At 61.8% G+C, this 17,357-nt stretch carries 20 protein-coding genes and 1 other RNA gene; 12 read left to right on the top strand and 9 right to left on the bottom strand.

The window, feature by feature from the left end:
• Positions 1-54: 54 nt before the first annotated feature.
• Together dnaJ and AC25BC_RS22380 are read left to right on the top strand one after the other, a co-directional pair.
• A complete protein-coding gene (gene dnaJ / locus AC25BC_RS22385; RefSeq protein ID WP_012759673.1) occupies positions 55-1,182 on the top strand; it encodes a molecular chaperone DnaJ in 1,128 nt (375 codons plus the stop codon).
• A 312-nt stretch (positions 1,183-1,494) separates the two neighbouring features.
• Positions 1,495-1,695, top strand: coding sequence for a hypothetical protein (locus tag AC25BC_RS22380; RefSeq protein ID WP_012759672.1), 201 nt, complete (start codon positions 1,495-1,497; stop codon positions 1,693-1,695).
• A 160-nt stretch (positions 1,696-1,855) separates the two neighbouring features.
• On the opposite strand, the gene AC25BC_RS22375 is transcribed toward AC25BC_RS22380, so the two are convergent.
• Complete coding sequence (locus AC25BC_RS22375) at positions 1,856-2,221, bottom strand: helix-turn-helix domain-containing protein (protein ID WP_003544369.1); 366 nt, start codon at positions 2,219-2,221, stop codon at positions 1,856-1,858.
• A gap of 469 nt (positions 2,222-2,690) precedes the next feature.
• On the opposite strand from AC25BC_RS22375, the gene recF reads away from it, so the two are divergent.
• The 3 genes from recF to AC25BC_RS22360 are packed head-to-tail and all read left to right on the top strand — an operon-like array spanning position 2,691 to position 5,121.
• A complete protein-coding gene (recF, locus tag AC25BC_RS22370) occupies positions 2,691-3,815 on the top strand; it encodes a DNA replication/repair protein RecF (RefSeq protein WP_012759671.1) in 1,125 nt (374 codons plus the stop codon).
• A complete protein-coding gene (locus AC25BC_RS22365) occupies positions 3,812-4,636 on the top strand; it encodes a molybdopterin-synthase adenylyltransferase MoeB (RefSeq protein WP_012759670.1) in 825 nt (274 codons plus the stop codon). Before recF ends, AC25BC_RS22365 begins: the two co-directional genes overlap by 4 nt.
• Positions 4,633-5,121 carry a GNAT family N-acetyltransferase gene (locus AC25BC_RS22360; RefSeq protein ID WP_012759669.1) on the top strand — a complete coding sequence of 163 codons (489 nt, stop codon included), beginning with the start codon at positions 4,633-4,635 and terminating at the stop codon, positions 5,119-5,121. The genes AC25BC_RS22365 and AC25BC_RS22360 overlap by 4 nt, the downstream gene beginning before the upstream one ends.
• Positions 5,122-5,134: 13 nt before the next feature.
• On the opposite strand, the gene AC25BC_RS22355 is transcribed toward AC25BC_RS22360, so the two are convergent.
• A complete protein-coding gene (locus tag AC25BC_RS22355; RefSeq protein WP_012759668.1) occupies positions 5,135-6,136 on the bottom strand; it encodes a 2-hydroxyacid dehydrogenase in 1,002 nt (333 codons plus the stop codon).
• 184 nt (positions 6,137-6,320) lie between these two features.
• Here AC25BC_RS22355 and AC25BC_RS22350 point away from each other — a divergent pair, with 184 nt between their 5' ends.
• A complete protein-coding gene (locus AC25BC_RS22350; protein WP_012759667.1) occupies positions 6,321-6,860 on the top strand; it encodes an SH3 domain-containing protein in 540 nt (179 codons plus the stop codon).
• Here AC25BC_RS22350 and AC25BC_RS22345 read toward each other — a convergent pair.
• Positions 6,853-7,845 carry an adenosine kinase gene (locus AC25BC_RS22345; RefSeq protein ID WP_012759666.1) on the bottom strand — a complete coding sequence of 331 codons (993 nt, stop codon included), beginning with the start codon at positions 7,843-7,845 and terminating at the stop codon, positions 6,853-6,855. The two genes, AC25BC_RS22350 and AC25BC_RS22345, sit on opposite strands and share 8 nt — an antisense overlap.
• 514 nt (positions 7,846-8,359) lie before the next feature.
• On the opposite strand from AC25BC_RS22345, the gene AC25BC_RS22340 reads away from it, so the two are divergent.
• On the top strand, positions 8,360-9,307 hold the full coding sequence (locus AC25BC_RS22340) for an AEC family transporter (RefSeq protein WP_012759665.1): 948 nt from the start codon (positions 8,360-8,362) through the stop codon (positions 9,305-9,307).
• Between the two features lie 120 nt (positions 9,308-9,427).
• On the opposite strand, the gene AC25BC_RS22335 is transcribed toward AC25BC_RS22340, so the two are convergent.
• Positions 9,428-9,991 (bottom strand): c-type cytochrome, encoded by a 564-nt coding sequence (locus tag AC25BC_RS22335; RefSeq protein ID WP_012759664.1) that lies wholly within the window; start codon positions 9,989-9,991, stop codon positions 9,428-9,430.
• A 154-nt stretch (positions 9,992-10,145) separates the two neighbouring features.
• On the opposite strand from AC25BC_RS22335, the gene AC25BC_RS22330 reads away from it, so the two are divergent.
• Together AC25BC_RS22330 and AC25BC_RS22325 are read left to right on the top strand one after the other, a co-directional pair.
• Positions 10,146-10,901 (top strand): 3-deoxy-manno-octulosonate cytidylyltransferase, encoded by a 756-nt coding sequence (locus tag AC25BC_RS22330; RefSeq protein ID WP_012759663.1) that lies wholly within the window; start codon positions 10,146-10,148, stop codon positions 10,899-10,901.
• A gap of 10 nt (positions 10,902-10,911) precedes the next feature.
• Positions 10,912-11,766: a prephenate dehydratase gene (locus tag AC25BC_RS22325; protein WP_003544355.1), complete on the top strand. Its 855-nt coding sequence runs from the start codon at positions 10,912-10,914 to the stop codon at positions 11,764-11,766.
• Positions 11,767-11,896: 130 nt separating this feature from the next.
• Here the strand turns inward: AC25BC_RS22325 and AC25BC_RS22320 are convergent, their stop codons facing one another.
• The 5 genes from AC25BC_RS22320 to AC25BC_RS22300 form a co-directional block, all read right to left on the bottom strand.
• Entirely contained in the window at positions 11,897-12,265 is a 369-nt protein-coding gene (locus AC25BC_RS22320; RefSeq protein WP_003555800.1) for a VOC family protein, read from the bottom strand.
• A gap of 237 nt (positions 12,266-12,502) precedes the next feature.
• Positions 12,503-12,763 carry a hypothetical protein gene (locus AC25BC_RS22315; protein ID WP_012759662.1) on the bottom strand — a complete coding sequence of 87 codons (261 nt, stop codon included), beginning with the start codon at positions 12,761-12,763 and terminating at the stop codon, positions 12,503-12,505.
• 72 nt (positions 12,764-12,835) lie between these two features.
• Positions 12,836-13,531 carry a helix-turn-helix transcriptional regulator gene (locus tag AC25BC_RS22310; RefSeq protein ID WP_012759661.1) on the bottom strand — a complete coding sequence of 232 codons (696 nt, stop codon included), beginning with the start codon at positions 13,529-13,531 and terminating at the stop codon, positions 12,836-12,838.
• 4 nt (positions 13,532-13,535) lie between these two features.
• Complete coding sequence (nudC, locus tag AC25BC_RS22305; protein ID WP_012759660.1) at positions 13,536-14,495, bottom strand: NAD(+) diphosphatase; 960 nt, start codon at positions 14,493-14,495, stop codon at positions 13,536-13,538.
• Positions 14,492-14,902 carry an HIT domain-containing protein gene (locus AC25BC_RS22300; RefSeq protein ID WP_012759659.1) on the bottom strand — a complete coding sequence of 137 codons (411 nt, stop codon included), beginning with the start codon at positions 14,900-14,902 and terminating at the stop codon, positions 14,492-14,494. The genes nudC and AC25BC_RS22300 overlap by 4 nt, the downstream gene beginning before the upstream one ends.
• Before the next feature lie 89 nt (positions 14,903-14,991).
• On the opposite strand from AC25BC_RS22300, the gene ffs reads away from it, so the two are divergent.
• The 3 genes from ffs (at position 14,992) to AC25BC_RS22285 (ending at position 17,354) form a co-directional block, all read left to right on the top strand.
• An RNA gene (gene ffs, locus AC25BC_RS22295) (signal recognition particle sRNA small type) lies at positions 14,992-15,088 on the top strand.
• Between the two features lie 44 nt (positions 15,089-15,132).
• Positions 15,133-17,010: a DNA polymerase III subunit gamma/tau gene (locus AC25BC_RS22290; protein WP_012759658.1), complete on the top strand. Its 1,878-nt coding sequence runs from the start codon at positions 15,133-15,135 to the stop codon at positions 17,008-17,010.
• Positions 17,011-17,030: 20 nt separating this feature from the next.
• Positions 17,031-17,354 carry a YbaB/EbfC family nucleoid-associated protein gene (locus AC25BC_RS22285; RefSeq protein ID WP_003555794.1) on the top strand — a complete coding sequence of 108 codons (324 nt, stop codon included), beginning with the start codon at positions 17,031-17,033 and terminating at the stop codon, positions 17,352-17,354.
• Positions 17,355-17,357: the final 3 nt, after the last annotated feature.

Genomic DNA, 17,357 nt, shown 5'->3' with positions numbered 1-17,357 from the left:
ATCCGGCTGCTCACCATGGCAGCCGGAAAATCCATTTCCGGGGTTTAATCCTTAATGGCAAAAGCGGACTTTTACGAAACTCTGGGTGTAGCCAAGACGGCGGACGAGAAAGAGCTGAAAAGCGCCTTTCGCAAATTGGCGATGAAATTCCATCCGGACAAGAACCCGGATGACAAGGACGCCGAGCGGAAGTTCAAGGAAATCAACGAAGCCTACGAGATGCTCAAGGACCCGCAGAAGCGGGCGGCCTATGATCGCTATGGCCATGCGGCCTTCGAGCATGGCGGAATGGGCGGCGGTGGCGGCGGATTTGCCGGCGGCGGTTTCTCCGACATTTTCGAGGATATCTTCGGCGAGATGATGGGTGGTGGGCGCGCGCGCCAGCGCTCGTCGGGCGGCCGCGAGCGTGGCGCCGATCTTCGCTACAACATGGAAATAACGCTGGAAGAATCTTTCTCCGGCAAGACGGCGCAGATCCGCGTTCCGACATCGATCACCTGCGACGTCTGTTCCGGTTCAGGCGCCAAGCCCGGCACGCAGCCGAAGAACTGCGGCACCTGCCAGGGAACGGGACGCGTGCGCGCGGCACAGGGCTTCTTCTCGATCGAGCGGACCTGCCCGACCTGCCACGGCCGCGGCCAGATCATTCCCGATCCCTGCCCAAAGTGCCACGGCCAGGGCCGGGTGACGGAAGAGCGTTCGCTCTCGGTCAATATTCCCGCCGGCATCGAGGACGGCACCCGCATCCGCCTGCAGGGCGAAGGCGAGGCCGGCGCCCGGGGCGGACCGGCGGGCGATCTCTATATCTTCCTGTCCGTCAAACCGCATGAATTCTATCAGCGCGACGGAGCCGATCTCTATTGCGCCGTTCCGATCTCGATGACGACGGCGGCGCTCGGCGGCACCTTCGACGTGGCGACGCTCGACGGCACCAAGTCGCGCGTGACGGTGCCCGAGGGCACGCAGGTCGGCAAACAGTTTCGACTCAAGAGCAAGGGCATGCCGGTGCTGCGTTCGGTGCAGACGGGCGACCTCTACATACAGATCCAGATCGAGACGCCGCAAAAGCTCACCAAGCGCCAACGCGAACTGCTTCAGGAATTCGAGCAGCTTTCCTCCAAGGAGAATAATCCCGAATCGACGGGCTTCTTTGCCCGCATGAAAGAATTCTTCGAAGGCTGAGCCGCGACCGACATGCCCATTAAGAAAAGCCGGGACGGAAACGTTTCCGGCTTTTTTGTTTTAAGAATCCTGATTTGCGACATTCGCCGTCCATGCCGGCGAATCTGTCCCGGATCGATACGGCGGCGGGCGGGACGACGACTTGCGTTAACGCAGCCAGATGATGCCGCTTGCAAGTTTTCCAAATGAATTCAGTCTCTGCCGTCAGTGCATGACCCCGAGAATCGGAATCGATTTCGGGGTCATGCACCAAATCAAAGTGATAGAGCGTCCTTAGCGCTAGCGGGAACAAACAAACCAAGGGTATCGACCATGGCGCCAGCCTATTCATCTCAGTCCGAAGACGTCGACGTTCTCGCCGGCGCCATCTACACATGGTGCGCCGAGCGCAACATCAAGCTTCGCAGCCAGCAAGGCCTTTCCATCGCCAGCATCGCGATCGACCTCTATCATGCCGGCCACCAGACGCAGGACGATCTGCTGATGGCGCTGCACGAATGCGAGATTCACTGAAGCGCGCGGCATCGAACCTCAATCAGGCGGTCTGCTACCGGTCTTTGTCCTGATGCACGTCATCCCTCCAAGACCACATGCACACCTGCACGTGTCCGGAAATCATCCAGATCTTGAATAGGTCGTGCTTTTCCGTGGGAATCCTGATTGCCCAGTGGAATCAGGCGGCGGTTTCGGCCGCTTCGCCCGTCATGAGGGTGACGATCGTCTTGACCGCTTCCTTGCCTGCCGGTGAGTTCAGCTTGTCGTAGCTCAGCGCGAGCGCATAGGCGTCGGGGCTGAGTTCGACGCGGCTGCCGAATGGCGACATGCCGGCACCCTCGAAGAGAGCAGAGATCTCGACGTCGAGAAAAACCGCGATCTGATGCAGCTTGCTGGCGGAAACGCGGTTCGCCCCCTTTTCGTATTTCTGGATCTGCTGGAAAGTCAGTCCGAGTGCTTCGCCAAGCTCGAGCTGGGAAACACGGCGAAGGGCGCGAAACTGTCTGACGTTGCGACCGACGATAATATCAACCGGATCTGGCACTTCATCACTCTCTTATACATAAACGGTTCGTTTACCATATCGTCTGCGCCAGATAACTCAACCCTGCAGTTGCAAAATTCAACCGACTTTTTTTGGGCATTACGTAACGTCAATAGCCTTAAGGGATGGCGGCAAACCTTGAATATCCGGCGCTGGAAGACATTGCCAATGACTGTCGACGGGATCGGTTTGGCGATGTCAAACCATCTCCGGTGGTTGTATTTTTAACCGAATTTCGAAAGTGCCATGGCTGTCGTTCCATCGGGGGGATGTCGGACACAAGGGCTTTGGTCACGGGATCATCTGGAATATATGTCCTGTGTGGCGCCAGCCGCTGCGTCCCTACATACCATCAAAGACTTAATTTCCCGCAGCGCCGATGGTGCGCGATCCACGGCCAAAGAGCTGCCAGCCTTGCCATCAGCGCCGCTTCGGCTTAGCTGTCACGCTTTACGATTCCGGACATTCGATGCCGCACAAGGTTTCTCTTTCCCGTCTGAAGCTGACAGACTTCCGCAACTATGCGGCGGCGGCCCTTACCCTTGATGGTCGGCATGCCGTACTGACGGGAGACAACGGCGCCGGCAAGACCAATCTCATGGAGGCAGTTTCTCTGCTTTCGCCTGGCCGCGGTCTGCGCCGCGCGGCCTATGGCGACATTACCCGTGTCGGCGCCGCCGGCGGTTTTTCGATCTTCGCCGCACTCGACGGCATGGAAGGCGACGTCGAGATCGGCACCGGCATCGAAACGAGCGAGGAGACCACCGCCCGCAGGCTGCGCATCAATGGCACGACGGCAAAGACTGCCGACGAACTCACCGACCATCTGCGCCTTCTCTGGCTGACACCGGCAATGGACGGCCTCTTTACCGGCGCCTCTTCCGACCGACGCCGCTTTCTCGACCGGCTGGTGCTGTCGCTCGATCCCGCCCATGGCCGCCGCGCCAGCGATTTCGAGCGCGCCATGCGCAGCCGCAACAAATTGCTGGACGAAGGGCGCTTTGATCCCTCCTGGCTTGCTGGCATCGAGGAGCAGATGGCAAGCCTCGGCATCGCCATGGCGCTCGCCCGGCAGGAGATGCTCGGCCTGCTGACCCGGCTGATCGAGGAAACACGGGAAAGCTCGCCCTTCCCTTCGGCAGCGCTGCAGCTCTCGGGCTTCATGGACGGTCAGTTCTCGCGCCCCTCGGTCGACCTCGAAGATGACTACGCGGCGATGCTGGCGGAGAGCCGCTACCGCGATGCCGGCGCAGGGCGCACGCTCGAGGGGCCGCATCGGGCCGATCTCATCGTGCATCACCGCGAAAAGGCGATGGAGGCGGAGCGTTGCTCCACCGGCGAGCAGAAAGCGCTGCTAGTCGGCCTGGTGCTTGCGCATGCGCGGCTCGTCGGCAACCTCACCGGCCATGCGCCGATTCTGCTGCTCGACGAGATCGCGGCGCATCTCGATGAGGGCCGCCGCGCCGCGCTATTCGACCTTATCGACGGGCTCGGCGGCCAGTCCTTCATGACCGGAACGGATCGCGCGATGTTTGCGGCACTCGGCGACAGGGCGCAGTTTTTCACGGTTTCCGACGGAAGAGTGTTCGAATGACGGAGGCAGCTTTTCCCGGCGTCGGGCGTCATGATAACATCGGCGCCATGGAACCGCTCAGCCCGGAAGAAATCGCGCGCTATCACCGCCATATCCTGCTGCCCGAGATCGGCGGCGCCGGCCAGCAGAAACTGAAAGCCGCCCGGGTGCTGGTGATCGGCGCCGGCGGTCTCGGTGCGCCGGTCCTGCAATATCTGGCCGCAGCCGGCGTCGGCACGCTCGGTATCGTCGACGACGACCGGGTGTCGCTGTCGAACCTGCAGCGCCAGGTGATCCATGATTCCGGCACGATCGGCGAATTGAAGACGGAGAGTGCCGCCTTCGCCATCGCCAGGCTCAATCCGCATGTCCGGTTGATCCGCTTCGAGGAACGCTTCTCCCCGGAGGCGGGCCGCCGTCAGCTCTCCGGTTTCGATCTGCTGATCGACGGCTCCGACAATTTCGACACCCGTTATGCCGCCGCGGATGCCGCGGATGAAGGGCGCATCCCGCTCGTCACCGGCGCCGTCGGGCGCTTCGACGGTTCGCTGACTGTTCTCAAGCCCTATGAGACGGCTGAGGACGGAACGCCCAACCCCAGATATCGTGACCTGTTTCCGGAAGCGCCGCCGGCCGGGTTGATTCCCGCCTGCGCCGAGGCCGGGATCATCGGCGCGCTGACCGGCGTCATCGGCACGATGATGGCAATGGAGGCAATCAAGCTCGTCACGGGCACCGGTGAACCGCTGGTCGGACGGTTGCTGCTCTACGACGCGCTCTCGGCCCGGTTCGACACCATCCGCTACAAACGACGCCGTACGACACAGAGACAGGCCGGATGACGATTATTTCTCTTAATCAGACCTTCACGCGCTGGGACGAATTGCTGACACTCATCCTCGCCTCCTTCGCCTCGATGAACGGCAGGATCGACCCGCCATCTTCGGCGCTCAAGCTGACGACGGAATCACTGGCCGAAAAGGCCAGGACCGAGATCGGCCATGTCGCCATCGACGGCGAAAAACTGATCGGCTGCCTCTTCCTGCGGCCGGAGGCCGATTGTCTCTATGTCGGCAAGCTCGCCGTCCTGCCTGAGGTACAGGGCAAGGGCCTCGGCAAGCGGCTGCTGACGATTGCCGAGGAGACGGCTGCGGCGCTCGGCCTTCCCGCCTTGCGGCTGGAAACGCGCATCGAACTCACCGACAATCACGCCGTCTTTGCCGCCTGGGGATTTTCCAGAACCGCCGAAAAGGCGCATCCCGGTTTTGCCAGGACGACGTTCGTCGAAATGCGCAAGGTTCTTGCGCCTCCAATCTGCGTCGCCTGACTTACAGCATTCTTCAACGACCCGGCAGTACCCGATTCGGCGGCCTGTGACCGTCGATGAAGGTGCGGATATTGATGATGACCTTGTCGCCCATGTCGATGCGGCCTTCGATCGTCGCCGAACTCATATGCGGCAGCAGCACGACCTTGCCCTCATTGGCGAGCTTGATGAGCCTCGGGTTGACGGCGGGCTCGTTTTCGAAGACGTCGAGGCCGGCGCCGGCGATCCGGCCCTCCCTCAGGCACTTGATCAGTGCAGCTTCATCGACCACGTCGCCGCGCGCAGTGTTGACGAGATAGGCTGTCGGCTGCAGCAGCGCCAGACGGCGGGCCGAGATCAGGTGGAAGGTCGCCGGCGTCGACGGACAATTGATCGAAACGATGTCGACGCGGGCGAGCATCTGGTCGAGGCTTTCCCAATAGGTCGCCTCCAGTTCGTCCTCGACGGCCGGATTGACGCGCTTGCGGTTGTGATAGTGGATCGACAGGCCGAAAGCCTTGGCACGGCGGGCCACTGCCGTGCCGATGCGGCCCATACCGACGATGCCGATGCGCTTGCCGTGAATGCGCCGGCCGAGCATCCAGGTGGGAGACCAGCCTGCCCACTCGCCCGGCTTGTCGGTCAGCACGCGCGCACCTTCGCCGAGCCTTCTCGGAACAGCGAGAATCAGCGCCATGGTCATATCGGCGGTGTCCTCTGTCAGGACGTTCGGCGTGTTGGTGACGGTGATGCCCTTGCGCGCCGCCGCCTCGACGTCGATGTGATCGGTGCCGTTGGAGAAGCTCGCAATCAGCTTCATCTGCGGTCCCGCCTCTTCGATCAGCGCCGCGTCGATGCGATCGGTGACGGTCGGCACCAGCACGTCGGCGGTCTTGACCGCGGCGATCAGCTCGGCAACGGAGCGCGGCGCGTCGTCGATGTTCAGCTCGGCGTCGAAGAGTTCGCGCATCCGGGTTTCGACGGCATCCGGCAGCTTGCGGGTGATGTAGACCTTGGGTTTTTTCTTCGCTGTCATGGCTGCCTGTGGTGCCTTGTTCAGAGGTCTTTAACCAAGAGGGGTGATAATTTTCCCATCCGGGCATTTTCTACCAGACCCGCACGCGAAGACAAACAAAACTCGTGGTGCAGCCGGGGAATGTCAGAGCCCGGACCGCGAACAGGCCGGGCCTGCCCGCGAATTCGAGCAAACGGAAACTTCCATGCGCAGCAAAGTCCTGACGTCCTGCCTCGCCCTTGCCATCGTTCTGGCTGCATCCATGGGAAGCGTCGAGTTCGCCCATGCGCAGGCGGCCAAGGGGCCAAGCGGGCTGCCATTGCCGCGTTTCGTCACGCTGAAATCCAAGCGCGTCAACCTGCGCATCGGTCCGGGAACGGATTACGCCGTGTCGTGGATGTACCTGAAATCTGGCCTGCCGGTGGAGATTATCCAGGAATACGACAATTGGCGCCGTATCCGCGATGCCGACGGCACCGAAGGCTGGGTCAACCAGTCGCTGCTGTCAGGCCAGCGCGCGGCGATCGCCGCCCCGTGGATGAAGACCAAGGGCAAGGGCATCTATGTCAATCTGCGCCGCGAGGCGCAGCCCTCCGCCTCGATCGTCGCGAAGCTCGAACCCGGCGTGATGCTGACGATCGGCGAATGCAACGGCGACTGGTGCCGCGCCGAATCCGACGGCGCCTCTGGCTGGGTGGCGCAGTCGGAGATCTGGGGCGCCTATCCCGGCGAAGCCTTCAAATAAGCCCTGCCTGTTTGGCGGCCTCGGAAAGCGAGCTCATCGGACGCGGGCCGATCTGCTGGATGACGATGCCGGCAGCCAGGCAACCGAGCTTGCCGCAATCCTCAAGTGAACGGCCCTGCGTATAGCCATAGAGGAAGCCGGAGGCGAACAGATCGCCGGCGCCTGTCGTATCGACCACTTCCCTGATCCTGATGGCGTCGACGTAATAACGCTCTTTGCCCTGGAGGATGACGGCACCGTCCTCGCTCATCGTGACGGCGGCGATCTTGCAATCGGCCGCGATCCTGTTCAGCGCCTCTTCGAAATCGTCGGTCTCGTAGAGTGACAGCGCCTCCTGGCGATTGGCGAAGACGATATCGACCTTGCCTGAGCGCATCAGATCGAGGAATTCGTCGCGATAGCGGCCGACGCAAAAGCTGTCCGACAGCGTCATCGACACTTCGCGGCCGTTTTCATGGGCGATGCGGGCACAATCGAGGATCGCTTCCTTGGCGCGTGGCGGATCCCAGAGATATCCTTCGAAATAGGTAACCTTGGCGTCGGCCACGACGTCGGTCTCGACATCCTCCGGGCCGAGCTCGACGCAAGCGCCGAGATAGGTGTTCATCGAACGCTCGCCGTCCTCGGTGACGAAGATCATCGAACGCGCCGTCGGCGGGAAGGTGCCCTTCGGCCGGGTCTGGTAGTGGACGCCCTGGGCGCGGATGTCGTGCGCGAAGATGTCGCCGAGCTGGTCTTGGGCGACATTGCCGAAATAGGCAGCCTTGCCGCCGAGGCTGGCAACGCCCGCCGCCGTGTTGCCGGCGCTGCCGCCGGAAGCTTCGAGCGCCGGTCCCATGCGCGAATACAAGAGTTCGGCGCGTTCGGCATCGATGAGGTTCATCGCCGCCTTGGTGATCTGGTTGTCAATGAGGAACTGGTCGTCGCAACGGGCAATGATATCCACGATTGCGTTGCCGACTGTCAGAACATCGAATCTTGTCATGAAATGGGGGGTCCCGGAGTTTGTGATAGCCGGGGTTTGGTCTTAGCGAAATTTCCGCGGTTTGGAAGGATAAATGGTGGATGGCCTCTCTATTTCTTCGCAAAAGTGCCGCCTATTCGTCATGTCCCTGTCACTTTCGAAATCTAGAAATGCTCGCAAGAAGACCGGCATGAGCAGCTTTCAGTTGCAGCCGGGCGCACGAGGGATGATCCCTTCGATCTTACCGGCGCGTTGCTGACCACGGATGAACTGGCAGCTTCGTGATCCGGGTATCCGGCAAGGCCGGAGCGGAAAAGCGGGCTATGCCCGCTTTTTTTGTTTTGCCGATGCGCCTGATTGGACGGCGGTTGCCTTTTCAATCCAAGCAGTTTGCTGCTACTGCATAATTCCTTAAATCGGAATCGATTTAAGGAATTATGCAGCAATTCAAAGTGCTACAGCGTCCTTTGCGCGCCTGAAAAGACGCGCGGCGCTGTAGACGTCGAATATTCCCCCGCGCAGAGCAGCCTCCCCTATGTCAGCCATCATTCTCGACGTCCTTCCCATCTTCATCCTGATTCTCATCGGCTGGGTGATCGTCCGCAGCGGGTTGATGGCGTCGAATGTCGGCGAAGCGCTCAGCGAATTCGTCTTCAAGATCGCCGTGCCGCTTCTACTTTTCCGCACCATCGCCGAGGCGGATTTTCATGGCGCCTCGCCTTTTCGTCTCTGGGTCGTCTACTTTTCCGGCGTCGCCATCACCTGGACAGCCGGCCATATCGCCGCGACACGGCTCTTCGGCCGCGACGAACGTATCGGCGTGCTGGCCGGCGTCTCCTCGGCCTTCGCCAACAATATCTTCATCGGCCTGCCGCTCGTCGAGCGGACCGTCGGCGACGAAGGGCTGGTGGCGCTGTCGATCCTGCTTGCCGTGCATCTGCCCGTGATGATGGTCGCCGGCACGGTGTTGATGGAGCATGCGGAGCGCAAGATCGCCGGCAAAAGCGATCGCAGCATGATGCTCGTGCTCCGCCAGATCGCGGTCAATCTCGTGCGCAACCCGCTGGTGATCGGCCTTGCGGCCGGCATGGCCATGCACCTTTCCGGTCTCACCATGCCGACGACGCTGGCAACGGTCGTCGGGCAGATCGCCGGCATTGCCGGCCCGGCGGCGCTGATATCGCTCGGCATGGCGCTGGAGAGATACGGTGTCTCCGGCAATCTCGGCATCGCCAGCGTCACCTCAAGCCTGAAGCTGCTGCTGCTGCCTGGCTGCGTGTGGGCGGCGAGCCGTCTCCTCGGTCTCAGCCCCGAATGGACGGCAGCGATCGTGCTGACCTCCTCCGTCCCGACAGGCGTCAACGCCTGGCTGATCGCCAATCGCTTCGGCGTCGGTCACAGCCTCGCCGCCTCGACGATCACCGTGACGACGGCGCTCGGCGCCATCACGGTCTCGCTCTGGGCCTATTTCCTCGGCGCCTGAAGCGCGTCGTAGTCTAAAAACGGCTGCACAGTTTTGCGCGACATGTTTTAATTGGTTCTCTGCACAGCAAAAAGCCCGGCTTGCGGGCCGGGCTTCGATGTCATCCGATTGTCTGCCGCGTCACTGGGTCGCGGCGTTCGGATCCGGCAGCGGCACCGGCGAATCGGCGAGCGTGTGCAGGTAGAGAATGACGTTGGCGCGGTCCTGATCCTTCGCCAAACCGGCAAAGCCCATGGCGGTGCCCGGGACGTCCTTCTTCGGTGCCAGCAGGAACTTGTTGAGATATTCGAAGGTCCACTTCTCGCTGCTGCCCTTGGAGAAATCCTTCATGGGAGCGGAATAGGCGAAGCCTGCATGCGAGGCGATCGGGCGATCTACGACACCAAAGAGGTTGGGACCGACCTTGTTCGGTCCCCCTTTGGTGCCGTCATGACAGGCCTGACACTTCTTGAAGACCGTTTCACCGGCCTTGGCATCTGCAGAAGCGAGCAATTGCGCGATCGGAACGGCAACGGCAGGCGCAGCCTCGCCGCCAGCGGCGGGCGCCTCTTCGGCAACGATCGCGAAACCTTCCTTTTCCGGTGCTTCGGAATGGAAGATCCCTTCGGACGCGATGGAGACCGACATCAGAACGAAAATCGTTCCGAGCAGCGCCCCGACGGCCGTATTGACGTATGAATTCATCTGCAATGCTCCCCTTGCAGCCGGCAGACCATAAACCGGACCATCTTGAAATCGCGCGGAACCTATGTCTTTTGGTTGATCGTTGCAACTGTCTAAATGGTCTTGTGCGTGAGACTTTTTGACACTTTTCAGCCCGGAATAGAAGGCCCGAACAATGAGTGATTCAAATTTAGACGGTGTGCTCGTATTGATCCCGGCGCGCATGGCCTCCACCCGGCTTCCGGGCAAGCCGTTGGCCGATATTTGCGGTCTGCCGATGATCGTTCAGGTGGCGCTGCGCGCCAGGGAGGCAGCCATCGGCCGTGTCGTCGTCGCCGTCGACGACGCCCGAGTGTTCGATGCGGTGGCCGCCGCCGGCTTCGAAGTCGTCATGACCAGCACGGATCACCAGTCGGGTTCCGATCGGATCTTTGAGGCGCTGACGAAAGTCGATCCGGAGGGCAAGGCGAAAATCATCGTCAACGTCCAGGGCGATCTGCCGACGATCGATCCGGAAACAGTGCGCGCGGCTTTGCGCCCGCTCGAGAACGAGGCGGTCGATATCGGAACGCTGACAACCGAAATCGACAACGACGAGGACAAGACCGCGCCGCACATCGTCAAGATTGTCGGCTCGCCGATTTCCGGCAACCGGCTGCACGCGCTCTACTTCACGCGCGCAACCGCGCCTTACGGCCAGGGGCCGCTCTACCATCATATCGGCCTTTATGCCTATCGGCGTACGGCACTGGAACGGTTCGTCTCGCTCGGTCCCTCGACACTCGAAAAGCGCGAATCGCTGGAGCAGCTGCGGGCGCTGGAAGCCGGCATGCGCATCGACGCCGAGATCGTTGACACGGTTCCGCTCGGTGTCGATACTCCCGCCGACCTCGAAAAAGCGCGGCGCATCCTCTCCGCAAAGTCGAACTGACGGAACCATCATGAACATCAAGACCAACAGGATCGCCTTCCAGGGCGAATTCGGCGCCAATTCCGACATGGCCAGCCGCGACATGTTTCCGACCATGGAGCCGCTGCCCTGCCAGACCTTCGAGGATGCGTTCACGGCGGTCGACAACGGCGATGCCGATATCGGGATGATCCCGATCGAGAACACGATCGCCGGGCGCGTCGCCGATATCCACCATCTGCTGCCGGAGTCGCGGCTGCACATCATCGGCGAATATTTCATGCCGATTCGCTTCCAGCTGATGGTACTGCCCGGTGTTACCAAGGACGAGATCCGCACGGTCCACAGCCATATCCACGCGCTCGGCCAGTGCCGCAAGATTGTTCGCGCCAATGGCTGGAAACCGGTGATCGCCGGCGATACCGCAGGGGCGGCAAAGCTCGTGCAGGAAACCGGCGACCGCTCGATGGCCGCCTTGGCGCCCCGCCTTGCCGCCGATCTCTACGGGCTCGAGATCATCGCCGAAAATGTCGAGGATACGGAAAACAATGTGACCCGTTTCGTCGTTCTGTCCCGCGACGAGGAATGGGCGCAACGGAATTCGGCGGAAGAAAAGGTCGTCACCACCTTCGTCTTCAACGTCCGCAACATTCCGGCCGCGCTCTACAAGGCGCTCGGAGGTTTTGCCACCAACAACATCAACATGACGAAGCTCGAAAGCTACCAGCTCGGCGGAAAATTCGTGGCGACGCAGTTTTACGCCGATATCGAAGGCCATCCGAACGATCCGAACGTGCGCCGGGCATTGGAGGAACTGCGGTTCTTTTCCGAGAAAGTGCGCATCCTCGGCGTCTACAAGGGGCATGCGATGCGAGGCCTGCTTTAGACAGGATGATTTCAGGCCGGGTCGGCCTAAAATCATCCTGTCTAAATTAATAGTTGGAGCATGATGTTGTCCGAAAACCGCTCACACTTTTCGGCATCATGCTCTCGACAGGCCTCGCGTGTCCCTTAAATTATTTATCCGGCTCACAGACACGCAGCCGATGCCCATCCGGATCGAGCACGACGAAGGTCGGGCCGAAATCCAGTTCGGTCAGTTCCTGGGCGATCGGCAGGCCGCGCTGGCGCCAGTCTTCGTAGTGCCTGGCGACAGCATTTTCTCCCTCGACCATGAAGGCCACTTCGCCGCGATTGCCGATGGCGGAGGGCTGCGGTTCGACCTTGCTGCGCCGCCAGAGACCGAGCGTGAAGCCGCCCTCAAGCGGAAAAGCGACGAAATTCGGCGCCTCCACGGCCGGTTCGCGATTAAGCAGGTTCCGGTAGAAGCTGGCGCTTTCACCTGGGTCCTTGACGTAAAGAATAATGAGATTGGGGCTGGTCATTTCGGTTCTCCCGTTGTTGTAGAATGGCGCCGCGAGGGATCACCTGCTGACAATGGATGGCAGCAGAGTGCAGAGGGCGCAGCGGTCGCAACGCCCCCGTTCTCGTCGGGTGGAATGTTGATAAGGCTAGGGTGGCCTAAAGCGTCGCGATCTTCAGATTCGCTCCTGGCGCTTTAGGTCTTTGTTTTTACGCATGTCGTTGTCGCAAAACCGCGGCGCACTTTTGCGCGACATGATTTAGAGCGGGTAACGGTCCTCGCAATGCGGGTCGCGTCCATCCATGAAGCCAAGGTCGCGCTTCAGGTAGTCCGGAGTCGCGTCAAGGTCGAGGCTGGTGCGCTCTCCCCTGCGAAATCGGAAAACGTTCATCAACAAGTCCAGCAGGCCGGAGCGCGCTGACTGGCGGACATCGGCAAAAGTCTCGGCCGAAATGACATCGGCAAAGGACTCGGCAGTAAAACGGTCGTTCGCGAAATGAATGGCTGGAGGCGTTACCATGATCAGTACTCCTTTCCTGTTGGATTGGTACTGATAATAACCCCTCCTGCTGACAGTTTATGGCAGCAGCGTTCAGCTCTCGATCGGTACGTCCTGCGTCTCGCGCCATTCCTTGAGGAGCACCGTGCGGCGGCGCGGATAGCGCCCCTCATGCAACGCCATGTCGATGATGCGGTCGGTGCGGAAATGGCGAAAATCCTGGCGCAGTTCGCACCAGGCCATGAGGACGCGCACATGCTCATAATAGCCGAGCCCGAAAGGCCAGACGCGGCGGCGTGAGATACGGCCTTGCTCGTCGCCATAATGCAGTTCGAGGATACGCTCCAGGCGGATCGCCCTGCGGATGGCCGAAACGTCAGCCTTGTCCTCGTCCCTGCGTTTGGGACCGACAAAAAGCGCTGCCGAATCGATCATCTCGCGCATATCGGCCGGCAGCACGGCGGCAATCTTGGCCAGTGCATCGGCGCCGGCACCGGCAAGGCGCGGCTCGGCGGCGCGGGCCACCCAGCGCGAGCCGAGCACCAATGCCTCCAGCTCTTCTTCGGAAAACATCATCGGCGGCAGCATGAAGCCGGGCTTCAGCACATAGCCGATGCCGGCTTCGCCTTCGATCATCGCGCCCTGGGCCTGCAGGCTGGCAATATCGCGATAGAGCGTGCGCAGGCTCACCCCGGTCTCTTGTGCCAGCACCGTTCCGGTCACCGGTCGCCGGTAACGCCGGAGCGTCTGGAGCAGCGTCAGCAGCCGTTCCGAGCGGGCGACCGGCATGGCGCTAGCGCTTCCACTCCACCCAGTCGCGCATCAGGCGGTGGGCGATCGCCCCTTTCGGCGGCGAGGCCTTGCCTGTCGCGCTCGGGCGTTCCAGCATCTCGATCGTTTCCTCGCGGGTGAACCAGCGGCAATCTTCCAGCTCGGTCTCGTCGCGGCTGATTTCGGTCGATTTCGCCTCGGCATAACAGCCGATCATCAGGGAATGCGGCATCGGCCAGGGCTGCGAGGCATGATAGCGGATGCGGCCGGTGCGGATGCCGGATTCCTCCAGCGTTTCCCGACGCACGGCGTTCTCGATGGTCTCGCCGGGTTCGAGGAAGCCGGCAAGACAGGAATACATACCGGGCGCAAAATGCGGGCTGCGGCCGAGCAGGCAGAGGTCGCGCTGCTCGTCAACCGTCAGCATGATGACGACGGGGTCGGTGCGGGGGAAGATCATGTGCTCGCAGGCGGCACAGACGCGCTTATAGCCGCCGATGTGGATCTCCGTCGCCGAGCCGCAGCGGCCGCAGAAGCGGTTGTCACCGTTCCAGCGGATGAGGCTCGCGGCCTGGGCGAATTCGCCGAGCAACACCTCGTCGATCAGCATTTCGCGAAACAGCGTGCGGCCGTCGGCAGGCTTGTACTGGCTGGTGAGGTCGTCGACATCGATGCCGACGGGAACGGCAAGGCGCGGCTCGCCGGTCTTGCGGTAGCCGAGAAGCACCGTTGCATCCCAATCCGGCTGCAATCCCTGCAGCTCATAGCGGGCAAAGAGCGGGTCGAGCACCTGGCCGTCATGCTTCAGCACCAGCTTATCCCCCGCGAAGGCAAAGATATGGGTGCCTTCCTTGGCCAGCGCCTTTTCGACGGATTGTTCGTCGCGATGCTCGGAATCGCGGTTGAGGTCGTTGGCGGCAAAGGCCGTGAGATTGCTGGGTTCCGGATGCGGCACATCCGAATCGAAAAGCGAATGACTCATGATGAAAGGGCTTCCCGCAGCTTCGCTATAAATTCGTCTCTCTTTCCGTCTTCGTAGGGTTCCGCGCGCCCGAAGCCCCAGACGGGACCCGGCCAATTGGCATCGCCTTCGAAGCGGGCAATGACATGAACATGAAGCTGGCGGACGATATTGCCAAGAGCCCCGACATTGATTTTTGTCGCGCCGGTGATCTCCTTCAGCGCCTTGGCGACCAGCTCCGTCTCGAAGGCAAGCAGCACCTGGTCGAGCGGCGTCAGCTCGAAGATTTCGGTGATGTCAGCCCGGCGCGGCACGAGAATGAGCCAGGGCCAGCGGGCGTCCCTCGACAATCTCAGGTCACAGAGACCGGTGACCATGATGCTGACGCTGTCGTTTTCCAGCCGGGGATCGAGCGCGAAACCTTTCAAAGGGCATTCTCCTCATGTTTTCCAACGACTAGCAGTTTTTTCGCATGTTGGCTTGCTTTTGATGACGATATTGCCGATATGTGCATCCGGGAGGTTGGTGGTGGACGAGCCACTCGCCAACCGGGTCAGGTCCGGAAGGAAGCAGCCCTAACGAGCCCGGCACGGGTCATCGTGCCAGCCTCCCACCTTCTCTCCACGAAGTGCCCGATAGCCGGGCGACAAGCAGGGCGATGAGCGACACCGAGCGACAATCAAAAGATGCCGCCTCGACGGGCACCGGATACCGAGTGCTGGCTCGCAAATACCGCCCCAAGGATTTCACGGACCTGATGGTCGGCCAGGAGCCGATGGTCCGCACCCTCACCAACGCCTTCGAGACCGGTCGCATCGCCCAAGCCTACATGCTGACCGGCGTGCGCGGCGTCGGCAAGACGACGACGGCGCGCATCCTGGCGCGGGCGCTGAACTACAAGACATCAGAAATCGACAAGCCGACGATCGACCTTCGCACGCCGGGCGAGCACTGCCAGGCAATCATGGAAGGCCGGCATGTCGACGTGATCGAGATGGATGCCGCTTCCCATACCGGTATCGACGATATCCGCGAGATCATCGAGCAGGTGCGCTACCGGCCGGTTTCGGCGCGCTACAAGGTCTATATCATCGACGAAGTGCATATGCTGTCGACGCAGGCCTTCAACGGCCTGTTAAAGACGCTGGAAGAGCCGCCGGAGCATGTGAAGTTCATCTTCGCCACCACCGAGATCCGCAAGGTACCGATCACCGTGCTGTCGCGCTGCCAGCGTTTCGACCTGCGCCGCATAAGCGCCTCGGATCTCGTTGGGCTGTTCACGACGATCGCGGCCAAGGAAGGCATCGAGGCGGAAGCCGACGCGCTGGCGATGATCGCGCGTGCTGCCGAAGGCTCGGCGCGCGACGGCCTGTCGCTGCTCGACCAGGCGATCGCCCATGGCGCGGGCGTCGTGCAGGCGGAAGCCGTGCGCAGCATGCTCGGCCTTGCCGATCGCGCCCGGATCGTCGATCTCTTCCAGCATATCGTCAAGGGCGATGTGGCCGCCGCACTCGGCGAGTTCCAGAACCAATACGAAGCTGGCGCCAATCCGGTGGTAGTGCTGACCGATCTTGCCGATTTCACCCATCTGGTGACGCGGCTGAAATATGTGCCGGATGCGGCCAACGACCCTTCGCTCAGCGAGGTCGAGCGCACCAAAGCGGCTGAATTTGCCAAGGGCGTTGCGGTGACGACGCTGTCGCGGATCTGGCAGATGCTGCTCAAGGGCATTCCGGAAACGGAAGGCTCGTCACGGACGGCAGGGGCCGCCGAGATGGTGCTGATCCGGCTTGCACATGCCGCCCATCTGCCGGCGCCTGAGGATGCGGCGCGGCGACTTGCCGAATTTTCCGGCGACAATGCCGGCCCGCGGCCCGCGGCTCCGCCGTCCGGCAATGGCGGCGGCAACGGGACACGGGTTTCCTATCAGAACAGTGTCGCGGCGCGCGCCGCGGAAACCGCACCGAGCCCGCCGCAGCCTTCCGCGCCGGTGGCGATGCTGCGTGCCGTGCCGAGCAGCCAGCCCGAGACCATGTCTGTCGGGCGGATCGAGCCAAAGCCCGCGGAAGCCCTGAAGCCGCTCGTCCCGGTCAATTCGGTCAATGATATCGTCAACCTCGCCACCGAGAAACGCGATCCGAAGCTGAAGGCGATGGTGCGCACCTTCCTGCGCCCGGTCCGGATCGAAGCCGGCCGGCTCGACGTCAGCCTGGCTCCCGGTGCGCCGACGACGCTGCTCAACGAGCTTGCCGTCAAGCTGAAGGAATGGACCGGCATCCACTGGATCGTCAGCCTCAGCCGCGACGAGGGCCAGCCGACGCTTGTCGAAGCGGAGGCCAGGACGCGGGAACAGCATGTGATCGACGCGCGCCAGGACCCTGACGTGGCGGCGATCCTTGCGCATTTTCCGGGTGCCAAGATCATCGACGTGCGCGTGCGGGCGCCCGAACCGGAGGAGGAAGGCGAGGCGACGCCGCCGGCCGCCGCCGAATCCGAGGAAGGTGACATCCTGCCGGGCGACGATATAGAATTCTAGGTTTAAGAAGGAGCGAGACGATGCGCGACATCATGGGCATGATGGGCAAAGTCAAGGAAATGCAGGCCAAGATGGAGCAGATGCAGGCGGAGATCGCCGAGCTCACGGCCGAAGGCAAGGCGGGCGGCGGTCTCGTTGCCGTCGTCATATCGGGCAAGGGCGAGCTGAAGAGCCTGAAGATCGATCCGTCGCTGTTCAAGGAAGACGATGTCGAGATCCTCGAGGACCTGATCGTCGCCGCCCACAAGGACGCCAAGGACAAGGCCGAGGCACTCGCCGCCGAAAAGACCAAGGCACTGACCGCAGGCCTGCCGATCCCGCCCGGCTTCAAGCTGCCGTTCTGAGGC

It is taken from the genome of Rhizobium sp. WSM409, assembly GCF_057653825.1.
The sequence above is the reverse complement of the archived record's forward strand: the minus strand, read 5'-3'. Positions and strand labels throughout refer to the sequence as shown.

Coding starts and splice junctions, on each gene's coding strand:
- dnaJ (WP_012759673.1), top strand. CDS start 55: ATGGCAAAAGCGGACTTTTACGAAACTCTGGGTGTAGCCAAGACGGCG.
- AC25BC_RS22380 (WP_012759672.1), top strand. CDS start 1,495: ATGGCGCCAGCCTATTCATCTCAGTCCGAAGACGTCGACGTTCTCGCC.
- recF (WP_012759671.1), top strand. CDS start 2,691: ATGCCGCACAAGGTTTCTCTTTCCCGTCTGAAGCTGACAGACTTCCGC.
- AC25BC_RS22365 (WP_012759670.1), top strand. CDS start 3,812: ATGACGGAGGCAGCTTTTCCCGGCGTCGGGCGTCATGATAACATCGGC.
- AC25BC_RS22360 (WP_012759669.1), top strand. CDS start 4,633: ATGACGATTATTTCTCTTAATCAGACCTTCACGCGCTGGGACGAATTG.
- AC25BC_RS22355 (WP_012759668.1), bottom strand. CDS start 6,136: ATGACAGCGAAGAAAAAACCCAAGGTCTACATCACCCGCAAGCTGCCG.
- AC25BC_RS22350 (WP_012759667.1), top strand. CDS start 6,321: ATGCGCAGCAAAGTCCTGACGTCCTGCCTCGCCCTTGCCATCGTTCTG.
- AC25BC_RS22345 (WP_012759666.1), bottom strand. CDS start 7,845: ATGACAAGATTCGATGTTCTGACAGTCGGCAACGCAATCGTGGATATC.
- AC25BC_RS22340 (WP_012759665.1), top strand. CDS start 8,360: ATGTCAGCCATCATTCTCGACGTCCTTCCCATCTTCATCCTGATTCTC.
- AC25BC_RS22335 (WP_012759664.1), bottom strand. CDS start 9,991: ATGAATTCATACGTCAATACGGCCGTCGGGGCGCTGCTCGGAACGATT.
- AC25BC_RS22330 (WP_012759663.1), top strand. CDS start 10,146: ATGAGTGATTCAAATTTAGACGGTGTGCTCGTATTGATCCCGGCGCGC.
- AC25BC_RS22325 (WP_003544355.1), top strand. CDS start 10,912: ATGAACATCAAGACCAACAGGATCGCCTTCCAGGGCGAATTCGGCGCC.
- AC25BC_RS22320 (WP_003555800.1), bottom strand. CDS start 12,265: ATGACCAGCCCCAATCTCATTATTCTTTACGTCAAGGACCCAGGTGAA.
- AC25BC_RS22315 (WP_012759662.1), bottom strand. CDS start 12,763: ATGGTAACGCCTCCAGCCATTCATTTCGCGAACGACCGTTTTACTGCC.
- AC25BC_RS22310 (WP_012759661.1), bottom strand. CDS start 13,531: ATGCCGGTCGCCCGCTCGGAACGGCTGCTGACGCTGCTCCAGACGCTC.
- nudC (WP_012759660.1), bottom strand. CDS start 14,495: ATGAGTCATTCGCTTTTCGATTCGGATGTGCCGCATCCGGAACCCAGC.
- AC25BC_RS22290 (WP_012759658.1), top strand. CDS start 15,133: ATGAGCGACACCGAGCGACAATCAAAAGATGCCGCCTCGACGGGCACC.
- AC25BC_RS22285 (WP_003555794.1), top strand. CDS start 17,031: ATGCGCGACATCATGGGCATGATGGGCAAAGTCAAGGAAATGCAGGCC.